Genomic DNA, 14,841 nt, shown 5'->3' with positions numbered 1-14,841 from the left:
CTGCGCGCGGCCAAGCCACGCGAGGCGTTCCCGCCGCGTGGCAGGCCCTTCCAGGGCGGCTGTGATGCTCAGCCGCCCTCGCAGGTGCGCGAGCTGCGCAGCCGCGCGCCAAACCGAGGCATGCTGCGGCGCCATGTCCGCCAGCAGCGCCTCGGCCTCGGCCGCCAGCAGTTGGCGGCCGCGAAGCCGCTCAGCCAGCAGGGCTGCGCCCCGCTCCAGCTGAGCCCACTCCCCGGCGGGATACGGCTCCGGCATCCCGCCCACCTCATACCTCCCCGCAGCACGCTCTGCGTTACCTCCCATCATTCTCCTCGCTTCTTGTTCTCCTGATGCCTTTTCAACCCCATCCAGTTTGCGCCGTATATACGCCTGCCAATGCTCCCCTCCCCATTGATCCATACCTCGCTCCATCTCAAAATTCTCCACGACCCACGTGGCCTGACTTAACGGCAGCTCCCTGCCTAGCAGCAGCCACTGCAACACCTGCTGTCCGCTCACCCCCTCAAGCCACCACGCTGCATCCACCCGGAGATCCAGGGACAATATCATCTTCCACCCTTCTCTCACCCGGCACACATATAATCCAACCTTCATCTGCTCTCCTCCCTCATCTTTCCTGTTCCCAAACGCAAAAAAAGCACACGCCAACCGACTGTTCGTCGGAGCATGTGCTTCATGTCCCTATTTACCAACTCTTATTCTTGGTTGTTGACCAGGGGCTGACTCAATATAGATAGATTCACCCGGCTGCAGGACCTGTCCATTCACTTCAAAAGTAAACGTCGTCTCGGGTGAAGTGCCATATATATCAGGAACTTCGTCATCTTCCCTATACTCATTTATCGTATCTCTATCAATGATAAGATCAAGATCCTTTGAACTTGAAATCTCTGTCTGGTTGTCCATATTTTCTTCGGCTGTTACGGTGCTTGAGCAAACAGTGGATATAAAGATCAATAATATCAAAAACATCAATTTCCTGAAGCGAATCTGCTCCATAAAATCTTTCCCTTCATTAACTTCTTTACCTTGTTCTGCGATGTACGTTTCATTAAAATTATGATGCTCTGCTTATTTATTGCTAAACTACCGAGTACAAAATTTTCCGGATTTTCAATATCCATTTTAAGCAATTATATGGTTTAATATTCCACCGGTCAATATATGAATAACTCCCACTTTAACAACTTGCTTGAAATCAATAATCTTTCTTTTATCATGCGAAACTTTTTCCAGTTCGTGCAGTCTATACTTTTAACTTAAGAGTTCTGATTTCGAAAAAGTTCTTTCTGTCATGTCAACATGCCTTCATTGGCTCAATAACCATAGATTGCATAAAAACCCATATTTAATTTAACAGCAAGCTTGGCTACAATGACAAAAAAAGACTACAGCATACGCTGTAATCTTTAACGTCGAACTTATGGATTCCCAGCTTAACTCGGGGAACAGCATCTACTGCTTTGGATCACGCAAATCGATAAGTCGAACCGCACGGTTCCCGGTCGAAGTCCCTTGTACCAGATCAGAAGGGACAGCAGACAGGTAGGATAGCTCTATCCCTTGCCTATGCATAAGCTTTTCAATAATACGAATCGTTTCCGCTTCCGTACGATCAGCGACAACTGTCAATGTGAAGCTCTTTCCACGGTAAAATAATTCCCGGCAAAGCGCTCTTACAATGCCTTCAATCCGCTGCTCCTGGTTGGAAGGGATGAGCATAATCTGCTCGTAGCCTTCAGGGGCCGGACGGGAAAGATGGCGCTGGTGCATGGCATGAACGGCCATTGCCGCCAGGAAGTATATGAGCAGAATCATAGTCAGATGAGCAACCATGGCAACTGCACCTCCTCGGAAGGTCATGCTCACCCATGGCGAACATCCCTGTATACAGCAGTATATGCCGCTCTTTCCGAAGGGTTACACTTGCAATTCCAAATGCTCATATTCATTCTGATCGACACCGGACGAAGAAGACAGGCCAGGTCGTTCACTCATTCATGCCGAAGCTTGAACTTAAGTTTCGTATAACTTCGCGCTTTGCTCATTTGCAGTAATAAAGTCCATTAACCCGCTAACCAGTCCAGCATTCTGGAATGGGCGCGAGTAAACAGAGAATCCTATGATCTCGTAAGGTTAGACTGTGTCGTACTACAATGATATTAGAGCGTTACCCAGCCATATTTAATTGAATTGATAACGGCTTGGGTACGGTCGTCCACTTCCATTTTCTGCAGAATACTGCTGACATGGTTTTTTACTGTTTTCTCACTAATGAAGAGGAACTCACCAATCATTTTATTGCTCTTGCCTTCTGCCATCAGACGCAGAACTTCAGCTTCACGACGAGTCAGCGGATTGTTGTCGCCAGCGACAAATTTAACGCCTGCTTCTTTTGAAGCTCCTTCGCTCATAGCCCCTGTTTCGTTCAGGTACGTCATCCGACGCAATTGCATAATCAGTTTGCCCGTTACTTTAGGGTGAATGAATGCATGCCCTTCATGAACGGAACGAATCGCATTAATCAGTGACTCTGCCTCCATATCTTTCAGCAGATATCCATTCGCGCCTTTACGCAGCGTCTCGAACACATAACTCTCATCATCATGAATAGACAAGATAATGACTTTGACATCCGGGAACAGCTCACGCAGTTTCTCCGTCGCTTCAACCCCATTTTCCACGGGCATGTTGATGTCCATCAAAACGATATCCGGTTTTTCCTGGTTACAGAATTCGAGCACCTGAATCCCATCGCCGCATTCGCCGATGACCTCAATGTCGTCCTCCATATTTAAAATGCGCTTCAGACCTTCACGGAACAGCTGATGATCATCAGCCAAAAGAACTTTAATTGATGTCTTGCCAGTATCACGGTTTTCCATCCTGCTACTCCTTTCCCTTATCCACGTTTGTCGGGATATGAATCACTATTTTGGTTCCTTGATTTTCCGCGGATTCGATCTCTATTCTTCCTTCTAACAGTTCAACCCGCTCTCTCATCCCAATCAGACCGAAGTGGGAATGATCCTTGCTCTTCTTCGCAAGAAGCTCCGGTTTGAACCCAAGCCCATTGTCCTGCACGACAATTTTGACGAGCTGAGCCTGGTATGTAATTTCCACCACAACATAAGTGGGATAAGCATGCTTTGCAGCATTGGACAGACCTTCCTGCACGAGGCGGTAGATCGCAGCCTCCATTGCGGAAGACAACCGGTGTTCCTTGCCTCTCGTTTCAAAAAGCGAGCGGATTTTTGTTTTTTCTTCAAAATCCTGCACGTACTTCCGAAGCGTTGGAATCAATCCCAGGTCATCCAGTGCCATAGGACGCAAATTGAAAATAACTTTTCTCATTTCTCCAAGACTCGAACGAACCTGGCCTTTCAAATCTACTATTTCGGCCTGGACCATCTTAAAATCCTGCTTTATGAGCATTCTTTCTACAATTTCCGTCCTAAGTACTAGATTGGCGAGCATCTGCGCAGGCCCGTCATGGATCTCACGTGCAATGCGCTTCCGCTCTTCTTCCTGGGCCAAAATTATTTTCAAACCTATCATTTGTCGATTTTTGGCGGATTCAATGATGCGGGTCACTTGACCCAGCTCACCCGACAGATACTCCAGCACAACCCCCATCTGGGAGCCGATCGTCTCGGCGCGCTCTACCGAAGCTTCCACATTTTTGGCACGCTTCTGCAGATCATCCCGACGGGCCTTCAGATACATTTCCTTCTCACGATAAATCATCAGATCCAGCTGTAACTGCGTCGCTTTCTCATACGCCTGTTTGATATCATGCTCGGAATAACGAACAAAGTCACGGCTAACCTCGGTCAGCCGGATCCGGGAGCGGCGGTAGTTCAGCTCCAATTGATCTACTTTCTCGATCGTTTCCGCCGTCTCCTTCAGAACCGACTTCAACTCCTCGTTCAGCGTCTTCAGCTCATTCCGAGTCGAGTCCATAATCTCAAACATTTGATATTTACTGTTTTCCATGACTTGTATGGCGTTTTTTATGACGCGGTCTATGGCATCGGCTTGTAAATCCACGTTTGTTCGACTCCATTTCTATCGTTTCCGGTATATATCATACCATATCACGATGAGATGGTAACGGTCTTCGTGTTCTGTTCCCATTTTACAGTCAGTCCAAGCTGCTCCGAAACGAGTCTGAGAGGGACTAAAGTCCTACCACCAGATACATATGGTGCTACTGCTGCGCTTTGTCTTTTGCCATTAAGAATGAATTCTTTCTGGCCTACAACCAGATCAATCAGCTTGCCGCCACGTACAACGGTAATCCGTTGATTTTTGCTATCCCAGTTCGCCTGTCCGCCAAAAGCATCCAGTACATGCTTGATGGGAACGTACGTTGTTCCATTTTTCAGTACAGGTGCTGCATCGATTGCCTTTTTCGTTCCGTTCACGGTCATGGATTTCTGTCCAAGCACCAGTGAAGCTGTTCCTGTAGGCAATCCCACTTCACTGGACTTTGATGGCATGGTGAAAGCAATGTTGTCAAAAGCAACCGTTCCTGTCATCGCACGCTCATCCTGGCCTTCTTCCACGTTCACCACATACACCCGTTTCAGCTTCGCCGGATAGGCCATGTTCAGCCCATTCAGGTCCACATTCAGCTTCTTCCAGCCTTCCCAATCCATCGCCTTGGCGAGATCGGCATAGACGGTTTTGCCATTGGCATCGGTAAATTCGGCACGCAGCCAGTTTAGGCTCTTATCTCCCATTACATCCAAAGACATGGATGTCGCTGTGGCAGATACCTCTTTGCCAGTGGAGCCGTTCAATTGGGCATATGCATACATTTTACCTGTTCCTGCAGTCATGTCATAGCTCAGCTGCAGCACGTTGGAGCCCGCTTTTTCACCTGTTCCTGCTGTCACAGATGCCGATCCGGTTACACCTGCTGCATTGGTGGTGAAGTTGATCGGATAGCTCACATTTTCGAAGTTCTCCCATATCGTTTCACTTGCCGCAGCCGAGAGCACAACCACTGTGCTGTAACCGTCATAACGACCGATTGCATAACCGACTTGAGCACCCGAGTCCACAGAAGATACGGTTAATTGGTCGGTAACCACTTTACCCTTGAAACCGATAAACTCCCATGTCAGCGAATCCGCCGGAACGGTTACACTTTGACCGTCTTTGGTCTTCGCCGTCACCGGAATGGATATCGTTGTGCCTGCCTGGAGCGATCCCAAGCCGGACCCTGCTGTCAGCGAAGCCAGTTCACTGCCGCCCAACACGGTAACTTTAATGGAAGATGAAGCGCCGTTACTTGTTGCAGTCAGCGTTGCTGTACCTGGTTTCACACCTTTGATCGTTCCATTGCTTACACTCACGATGCCGTTATTGCTCGATTTCCACGTCATCTTGATATCGCCTGTCGCAATCGGGTTGTAGTAGGTGTCATATCCTTTGGCTGTATACTTGCCCTCTTGTCCTGCCAGGAGCGTTTGACTGCCACTTACGGCAAAGCCCTTCAGCTTACCTTCCGGAGCCGTAGAGAACACGCCCAGCGTGTTTACGACCTGACGCTGCTCCGTCCCGTACTCCGTGTTGAACGTAAGCCCTGCTGTCTCTTCGCCAAGCGGACGAGTTACCATGGTCGTGGAGCCGCCTCCGTCCAGATTCATGCCTTTCCATACACCAATGCTGGTCATGAAAGATTGCAGTTCGTTCAGCGACAAGCCGCTGCTGTTACTGTTTTTCTCCGCTGCAATGATGTAGACATACCGACCATCCTGAGAGTAACCGACTGCTGTTCTCGCACGAATGCCACCGATGCCGGAAGCAGCAATATCGCGGGAAAAAGTTGCCGCCTTGCCACCATTCACCAGAATGGTATGGCCACCGATCATCATCTGCAGGTTGCTTGGATCAACGGTTTCCCCCGTCGTTTTGGCTTTCAGCTTGTAATCTGCATTCAGTGTCTGTCCCACTGCGAGGTGCGTCATGATCCAGGTCGCTGCCGTTCCATGCGCACGCAAAATATACCCATCCTTCGGAACCGTCATGTTTAACGCCTTTTTATCCGAAATCTGCATGATCACCCCGTTCTGCACAAGGACCTCCGTTGGTGTTGTGGAAGGATCATTCGGCCGCTTCGTGGACGTCCATTCCGGTGTATAAATATACATTGAATTGGCGTGACTGTACTTGACCGAGCTCGATTCGACCGTATAGTCCTCTTTATTTATCCCACGCAAAGCAAACGTTGAACCATCATCTGCCTTCACGGTACCATCAAATGAATACTCGTCAATCATCGGCTTGCCGTCCTTGGTTACGGTGAGGGCATACATGCCCGACAGTTCCGATGGAGTGGATACGAGAACCCCGTCCGAGACCTGCCCACCAATGGGAGCGAGTTCCCCGGATACATTAAAATAATCACCGTTCACGGCGGCTACTGCGCCATTTTCCTTAGCCATGGCACCCGTGCTTTGTTTGCTGTTCAGATTGCCGCCCTTGCCTGTCATGACGTCCAACTTCACATAGGGATTCTGCAAATCCACTTGAACGACGTCTGCCAGTACGTTCACCTTCGAACCGGAACGTGTCGTTGTGTACTTATATTTCATCAACTTCGCACCCGAAGTCAAAATTTCTTCACTCAGTTTGCTTGTTGTTGTAGATGCCGCAGCGGCCACCGACTGCCATGAAGTACCTGACCACACCTGTTGTCCCGCTCCCAGAACCGGTGCAATCCAGATTACGCCTGCCAGTGTCACCATCGCCCATTTCTTCGCCTTGCTGCCCTTAACGTCTTCCTGCCGTTTCCCGTGTTTCCCCAGCATGTTTGAAACGTCTCTCCCATCTTGTATATCAATCTTAGAGATCACGATCTCTGCCACGTGGCAGCAGATAGCGAGATTTCTAGTATACTCTTCTATTAATAGACTACTTTTTGTAGAAAAAGTTACGCCAATAGCTAACTTTGAGGGTATTCTTGGCAAAAAAAGAACCCACATATGGAGTTAACTATCCGTACATGGGAATATACCGGTATATTCGTATTAATCAGATTCTAATCTAACTCTGGGAAATGAATCTCGGTTAACGTTCGATTGGTATCCTCATCGTTCGCACTAATGTCATTATCATAACTATAATTCCAGTGCCCATTGGCGTAATCGAGGTAGATCAGCGCCTCATATATAGAACGGTTCTGCTCTATCTTCTCTGAAAAGTAGCTCCATTCCAAAGTGGCATGAACAACAGCTTGCTTCTCCCCTAGAAACACAACTCGTTCATTGGATATACGATACGTAGTGTCTCCATACTCAAAAGAAGCTCTTGTAATGTGCTCCCAGGTTCTCCATTCATCAACTGTATCTGCGTTCATTCGTTCAATATCAAATGGCGAAGTATATTTATACGTTAAATCAAAATCTTCCTGATTATATGCTCTATAATATGTCTTTAAGTCAGATAGGACACTTTGTTGCTCATCATTAAAATTCTCTTTTATTATATTTACAGATTTATCGATATCTTCTGGAAGCGTAGTATTACTGGAAAGATATCGATCCTGAAGTATTTTCCACTGATTGTTCTCCTTTATAATTCGAAACACGACCTCATGTTGGTCATTTATTACCTGATTATTATGAATATAAGTAACGTACAATAATGCCTGGTTCGCAGATTCGTATGTAATGCTTGTTATATCAACATTATAGATTCGATCCGGAATTTCACTCTCTGGGAGTGTAATCTTACTATCCGTCAAATAGGATCTCTGTATATGATCTGAAGCAAGTAGTTTTACAGTAAAAGCTCTGTCATATGTTGTTATCAAATCAAGTATCTCTTTCTCTTGACCATACCCATACTGCAGCATCCACGCCGTATTCGACTTTTGATCATACTTAACCGAATGCTTGGTTAACCAGGCGGCATAACGGATAGGTAAATAGAATTTTCCATCAATCTGAATACCTGGCCTTTGTAATTCGTAGTAATCTCCCGATCCACTAATGTAACCATCATCCGGTAGGAAGATAAATGTTGAATTCCCGATCTTGGCTGAAATCTCTCGATCTACCACTGAGTAATCCGCTTGGTACCCCATTAGTTGAATAAACTCTCGAAATGGAACATACACCGTTCCTGATTTTGTCATCAGTTTAATGTCTGTAGGCTTTTCATTAACGTACAGTTGTATGGATTCTTTATTATTTTGAGCATTAGCCAGTGATGGTATGGATATTAACCCCACAACGAGGAAAAATACTAGCATTTTTTTCTGCAAATTCACACCCTCTATCCATGAAATTTATGACTTTATAATATAAAAAAAGCGAAACCAATCAGTTGAACTTATTCCCTGATCGATTTCGCTTCACTAAGATAAAAGAGCTAATTACTATTACAAATATCCCAGCGTATCCAGGACACGTTTCAACATTACTGCAGCCTGTGCCCGGGTTGCATTACCCTGGGGTTCGAATGTCTTCGACGTCATTCCCTGGATAATCCCTTCCTGCACCGCTTTAGCGACAGCATCCTTGGATTGGATTTTTTTATTGTCCTTAAACTTGGATAAGGTTGAAGCTGCGGATGACTTCAGAACTGTAGGCTGACCCCCGTAATCCAATGCACGGACCATCATAATGGCCATCTGTTCCCGGGTAATGAGATGATCCGGTCTAAAGGTACCATCTGTATTCCCCGTAATAATGCCTGCTTTGGCCGCTGCCCCGATGTAAGCGCCTGAAATATCACCGTAGCGTACATCCCTGAACTGCTGCGCACTTGAATAATCGCCCGGCAGCCCCAGGCCTTTGGCGACCAAAGTCGCGAATTCTGCGCGTGTAATCTGCTGATCTGGTACATAAAGAGTCCCATTTTGTCCATTAATAATCCATTTGGCGGACAACTCACCAATGACATCCTTTGCCCAGTGAGAAGCCGTATCGCGATAAGAAACCGGATGTGAGGCTGCTACGACAGTCTGATTTCCACTCAGCTGACCTGTCACCATAACCGCTCCTGCCGCATTGGAAAATGTATGTGGAATGTTAGCCAGGGATGAGGTGCCCTGATCGATGTAAACCAGTCCGGTTACTGCTCCTGATGTCGTTGAAGGCAATCTAAGCGCCAACTGACTCTTCGTCTGTTGTTCAACCCGCTGACCACTATAGCCATTGTAGGCAGACAGATATACATCCGTAATCTCGGATACTCTCTGGGCTCCAGCCGAGGCCAGCATACCGTCCATCGTACCGGATATTGTTATAGGAACCGATTCAAGTTGGACATACAAGTACGATGAACCGCCTGAACCAACCGATGTCCCCAGACTTTGACTGATCGTGGAAATATTCAAATCAGATAAAGGTACGGACCATAAACGGTCTCCGAATCTTACTCCAATGGAAGAAAAGCGCTCACGGGCAGCAATTTCAGCCAAGGTGTCGATTGGGAATCCAACGTAAGCCGCTGATTCGGATGACGGAACTTCGAACACGACCAGACGACTTGCGTTATTGCTTAATCCAGCGTACTGGAATGCCTGATTCAATTTGGAAGCATCCACATTGAACTGATGAGTAGAGCGACTGTTTCGCGACGAAGCAGATGAAGAAACTGCTGCATCCTTACTCATAACGTACATGGACTTATTAAAAGTGGATGTATCCGACACGGTCAGCCATGATGGAAGAGTCGTATTCGTACTTCCTGTGCCAGCAGCTGCATCCCCGTTCTGTTGTAATGCTAGTGGCCCAAATGCTTCAATCCCTACATTAAGCTGGTCACGTATTGGTATTGCACCTGGAACATAGTTTATTGTTCCTGTCTGTCCTGCGGTAACGGTATTTGACAATTTAATTGTGACGGTTGTACCGGACGAAGCCGCAGAGATGATCCCTGCTGTGCTACCACCAATCTGTACGTTGAATTGGGAAGTAGTCAGCGCCGTCTGGGATTGCAATGCATTACGAAACGTAATGGTAACGGTATCTCCCTGGACAGAAGCTGATTTGATCAAACCCGTACCTGAGGTATAGGTGACTGGCGCCAGATTAATATAACCTGCCGGGTTCCCGTTCAGATCGGTCAATCTTAATGCTCCCGGCACATAAGATAATGTCACATTTTGAGTATTCGTAACCGATGAAGCGAGCGTTAAAGCTACCAGATCATCTTCAATTGTAATATCGTTTACGAATACGGCCTTGCCATCGACAAGTACGGAATATTGGCTCTTGAGTGGCTTATTTAATGTGTTGAGGGGTTCATTATAACGGACCCACATCTTGGAACCACTGACCTCGGCACTTTGGAATACAGGTGCTTTGGTATCAATCGTATTGCGAATATAAAAACCGCTAAACCCTGCAAGTGCTTGACCGCGGCTATCTTTTACCGGCCATGAGCCAGGTGTATAAGCAACGCGAACCACTTCTCCGTCCGTAATGGAACGACTAAGATTCAATGTCACCAATGAGCTGCTGTTGACGGAGATACTGTTGATGCCCACAGATGCACCATCAGCGGTTACGGTGAACTGTCTCACTGCATCGCTGGAATTTACATATACTGTCTCTGGGTAGTATAAACTAATTGTACTGTAATAAACGTTACCCTCACGGGGTTTGGACATCACCGAATCCAGCGTGTTCTCTACATCCCGAGCGGAAAAAGACGCTGCTGCATTCTGTGATTGATCTGTAACTGCGCGATTGCCGGTTCCCGGCGTATATGCAATTCGTACCACTTGTCCTACAGCTACACCTGTATCCAGTACAACATACACGCTATCTCCGGAGATATACGCCGTGCTCACGTTACGCTTCTCTCCGTTTACAGTGACGGCATAAGTGCTGGTGATTGGATCGATATTAGACAGCCACTCGTCGTATGTAAGACGAATCGTATTGTTGCTGTACATCTTGGTAGACTTTAGTACAGGTGGTGTTGTATCTTTGCTTAATGTTTTAAAGCTCCAAGATCTAGAACCATTTAACCCCGCAAATATATTACCCGCCTTATCACGAAATACATTCCCTGGAATGTCGATCGAGTAAGTGGTGTTACTGTCCAATGCAGTTGAAGGAACAATGCGAAGTTGTTTATTGTCGGAAGCATTAATCGTCGTTGTTGAAGCCACGATTGCTCCGTTCTCTTTTTTTAAGGTTGCATTTCCTCTGTAATTGGGGTCAAGTTCTTTGTTAAAGGTAACGGTCAATTCCCCTGTCAGCGAAGCACTGGTAGCCCCATTCTCAGGTGATAACGTTGAAACCGTAAGTGCGGTCGGATCAGATATAACACCCACGTTAAATCCCCAATCGGTTCCCTTTAATCCTTCGATATCGTTCCCCTGTTCATCCCGTAAAAAACCTTCAGGAAATACGATAAAATACGTACTGTTGTTGTTCCATGTCTTCTTAGGATCAACTGTAATCGTTGTTGTTCCCATCCCCTTAATACGGTCAGAAGTTACAGGGATTTCCTCATGTAGAAGACTTCCCTGATATACAAGCAGTGAGCCTGAACCAGCACTGACGTTCTTTTCAAAATGCATAATCAAATTGGAATCAGGTGGCACTTGAGTTGCTGCATTTCTCGGATATTTATTGATGATTGATGAAGATCCCACACCCTGTGTACGGAAAGTCCATTGTTTATCTAATCCCGGAAATGCTGTATTACTTCCATCTGCGTATACAAAAGAATTTGCATCAATCTGCACATAATAAGTACCTCCTGGAAGAGGAGCATGGTTGATGATCACTTTTTTCCCCACACCTGGAACGGCAGCATCATCGGATGTAATAACAATATTAGTTGAATCCGTGCCGTTCACTTTAATAGGATCAATGACATCCTTGTCGTCCGCCAAACGTTTAATTGATATGTATCCATTCGTACTTCCATCACTTTTCTGGACCGGTCGATCAAACTCAATCTCTAACGGTGCTGTTCCATTCACATAATTTGCCCCTAATGTTGGAACCGTTGAAGTGACTCCGAGTGTAGTTAGGTCATCTAAAGCGTATGCTGTATTCTCCATTCCTACGAGACTCACTAACAAACCCTGTACGGTCAGCAATACGATTAAAAGCCTCATCATTCCACTTCTGGCTATTCGTTTCAAACTCACCCAATCTTCCCCCTCATCTGGATTTCCTCTCTTGTCTGTGTACAGACCTCATTATGTATGTCGGCTAAATCTAAGATATTATTTAGATAAAAGGGAATATAAGGAATATTATTTGATTTCTTTAACCTTCCAGACTAGCCATTCTACGGATGAAAAAAAGCCCTTGCTTCCTTATCGGAATCAAAGGCTTCTATTTAATGACTGTATCGCTAACTTACAGACCTGCTTGTTCTTTCAGAATATCTGCTTTGTCCACTTGTTCCCAAGGCACATCCAGGTCTGTACGGCCAAAGTGACCGTAAGCAGCCGTTTGTTTGTAAATCGGGCGACGCAGATCCAGCATACGGATAATGCCAGCCGGACGAAGATCGAAGTTGTTACGTACTAGCTCAACCAATTTCTCTTCGCTGACTTTGCCTGTTCCGTATGTATCCACGTTGATCGATACCGGATTAGCTACACCAATCGCGTAAGCGAGCTGGATTTCTACTTTGTCTGCAAGACCCGCAGCAACGAGGTTTTTCGCTACATAACGAGCCGCATAAGCTGCAGAACGGTCTACTTTTGTCGGATCTTTACCGGAGAATGCGCCACCGCCGTGACGTGCATAACCGCCGTAGGTATCTACGATGATTTTACGTCCAGTCAGCCCTGCATCGCCTTGAGGTCCGCCAATAACAAAACGTCCTGTGGGGTTGATGAAATATTTAGTCTGCTCGTCCAACAATTCAGCTGGAACAACAGGCAGGATTACATGTTCTTTGATGTCTTTTTGAATTTGCTCCAGTGTGGTCTCTTCAGCATGCTGAGTAGACACAACGATCGTATCCACACGTACCGGTTTGTCACCGTCGTATTCGATCGTTACTTGGGTTTTACCATCCGGACGGAGGTATTCCAATGTACCGTTCTTACGCACTTCAGCCAAACGGCGAGCGATACGGTGGGATAATGCGATTGGCAAAGGCATGAGTTCAGGTGTTTCATTTGTTGCAAAACCAAACATCAGACCCTGGTCACCAGCACCGATGTTCTCGGTTTCACGAGCCATTTGTTCCGGGTCACGGTTCTCCAGAGCTGCATTAACGCCTTGGGCAATATCAGCAGACTGCTCGTTCAGAGAAGTCAGGACTGCACAAGTGTTGTAGTCGAAACCGTATTTGGCACGAGTGTACCCGATTTCCTTAACCGTATTACGAACGATGGACGGAATATCAACATATTCAGACGCGGAGCTAATCTCACCGATGACAAGCACAAGGCCTGTAGCTACGGAAACTTCGCACGCTACGCGAGCGTTTGGATCATTCGCCAGGAACGCGTCCAACACGGCGTCCGAGATCTGGTCGCAAATTTTATCCGGATGTCCTTCAGTTACAGACTCCGATGTGAATAGATGTCGGCCTTTAATAGACATTGAAGTTTCAACCTCCCATAACCATTAGTATGGCGATTGCCCGAACAAAACATTTACGGTGATTCGTTCACTGTACCCTCGAAGCTTTCTGGGTGAAATAAGGACACGAGTCCGCAGACGAAGATAAGGATTTTTCAGGTAATGGCCTCAACAAAAAATCAACCTTTCCCTAGTGGAAAAGGTTGCGTACCTCAAATGCCATCTTAACGTATTTGTCAAGAGGTGTCAAACGATTATGGATAAGGAAAACGCTCTATAAGTGCTGCTCTGCTTGGCGAATCAGCCTTTTCGTGATCTCTCCGCCGACCGATCCATTCTCACGTGAAGTGAGATGACCCCAGCCTTTATACTGTCCATAGAAATGATCACTCACAGCTCCCAATTCAGAACCAAATTCGGTATCTGCACCTGCAAGACCTTTACCGCCATATCCCACATTTAGACCAAACTCGGCAGCAATTTCATACTTCATCTGATCCAGCATTTGACGACTTTCCGGTACTATTTTACGGTTACTTCTAGCCATGATTCCTGCACCTCCGTTTAATGGTTGTGTACAGTTATAGAGTGAGCAGGAACAAGGTTGGCTAGCCGTATTAATGTTTGTTAGAACTGGGTAATCTCAGCAAATCAAATGATTGACGCACGAATAATTTTCCGCATAAATGCAAAATCTATTTCAGAGAATATCCACCACGTACCATAACCGTCAAGCTGTACTTGTTGCCATCCAACACCGTAATCCCCCGTCCATCTCTTGGAAAAGAGAGCAGGTGATTGTTCGGCGCTGCCTGTCCATTCGTCAAGTCAATCCCGTCCGTCAGATCAGCTACACCATTCGTACCTTCACTGACGATCACAGCTTTGCCGCTGCGTACGATGAACTCCGCGCCGGATTTACCGATCAGCTGTTGGCCCGGCTTCACGGTTACGATCTCAACCGCATCTGTCGTACCGGATACCAGTGGTGGAAGGGTTGTGTCTCCACCTGTGGCACCTGTTCCTGTAGAGCCGTTGTTCGCACCCGATGTATTTCCAGTTCCTGCATTGTTGCCTCCACTATTCGTGTTACCACTGCCTGTGGGAATTTTACCACCCAACGCTTGCTGGATTTGCTGGTCGACATAACTCTTCGTTACCACCGGATCATCGGCTGTTCCCGGCTGACTAGTGCCTGCACCAATGGCGGTATTGCTGTATACTGACCCAACCCACACACCAACACCAATCGCCAGCGCAGCGAGGGATACTTTCATATAAGGTTTCATGTGATTTATTTTCCTCCTCTGGA

At 46.7% G+C, this 14,841-nt stretch carries 10 protein-coding genes and 1 pseudogene; all 11 read right to left on the bottom strand.

The window, feature by feature from the left end:
- Positions 1-594, bottom strand: a pseudogene (locus tag PPA03S_RS08505) (hypothetical protein); the annotation flags it as partial.
- Positions 595-681: 87 nt separating this feature from the next.
- On the bottom strand, positions 682-999 hold the full coding sequence (locus PPA03S_RS08500; protein ID WP_062321768.1) for a hypothetical protein: 318 nt from the start codon (positions 997-999) through the stop codon (positions 682-684).
- Between the two features lie 456 nt (positions 1,000-1,455).
- Positions 1,456-1,836 carry a hypothetical protein gene (locus tag PPA03S_RS08495; RefSeq protein WP_062321766.1) on the bottom strand — a complete coding sequence of 127 codons (381 nt, stop codon included), beginning with the start codon at positions 1,834-1,836 and terminating at the stop codon, positions 1,456-1,458.
- A gap of 326 nt (positions 1,837-2,162) precedes the next feature.
- Entirely contained in the window at positions 2,163-2,885 is a 723-nt protein-coding gene (locus tag PPA03S_RS08490; protein WP_062321765.1) for a response regulator transcription factor, read from the bottom strand.
- A 4-nt stretch (positions 2,886-2,889) separates the two neighbouring features.
- Entirely contained in the window at positions 2,890-4,050 is a 1,161-nt protein-coding gene (locus tag PPA03S_RS08485) for a sensor histidine kinase (protein WP_062321763.1), read from the bottom strand.
- Positions 4,051-4,097: 47 nt separating this feature from the next.
- Positions 4,098-6,821 carry a stalk domain-containing protein gene (locus tag PPA03S_RS08480; protein WP_062321761.1) on the bottom strand — a complete coding sequence of 908 codons (2,724 nt, stop codon included), beginning with the start codon at positions 6,819-6,821 and terminating at the stop codon, positions 4,098-4,100.
- A gap of 230 nt (positions 6,822-7,051) precedes the next feature.
- Positions 7,052-8,278, bottom strand: a complete 1,227-nt coding sequence (locus PPA03S_RS08475; protein ID WP_062321759.1) for a stalk domain-containing protein — start codon at positions 8,276-8,278, stop codon at positions 7,052-7,054.
- 117 nt (positions 8,279-8,395) lie between these two features.
- Positions 8,396-12,133 (bottom strand): SwmB domain-containing protein, encoded by a 3,738-nt coding sequence (locus PPA03S_RS08470; protein ID WP_062321757.1) that lies wholly within the window; start codon positions 12,131-12,133, stop codon positions 8,396-8,398.
- Positions 12,134-12,347: 214 nt separating this feature from the next.
- A complete protein-coding gene (gene metK, locus PPA03S_RS08465) occupies positions 12,348-13,550 on the bottom strand; it encodes a methionine adenosyltransferase (RefSeq protein ID WP_062321756.1) in 1,203 nt (400 codons plus the stop codon).
- A gap of 253 nt (positions 13,551-13,803) precedes the next feature.
- Positions 13,804-14,076 (bottom strand): alpha/beta-type small acid-soluble spore protein, encoded by a 273-nt coding sequence (locus PPA03S_RS08460; RefSeq protein ID WP_062321754.1) that lies wholly within the window; start codon positions 14,074-14,076, stop codon positions 13,804-13,806.
- Between the two features lie 148 nt (positions 14,077-14,224).
- Positions 14,225-14,818: a hypothetical protein gene (locus PPA03S_RS08455; protein ID WP_062321753.1), complete on the bottom strand. Its 594-nt coding sequence runs from the start codon at positions 14,816-14,818 to the stop codon at positions 14,225-14,227.
- Positions 14,819-14,841: the final 23 nt, after the last annotated feature.

This window comes from Paenibacillus pabuli NBRC 13638, assembly GCF_001514495.1.
GTDB classification, from domain to species: Bacteria; Bacillota; Bacilli; order Paenibacillales; family Paenibacillaceae; genus Paenibacillus; species Paenibacillus pabuli.
Note: the sequence above shows the minus strand (reverse complement) of the source record. Positions and strands in the feature narration are given on the sequence as shown.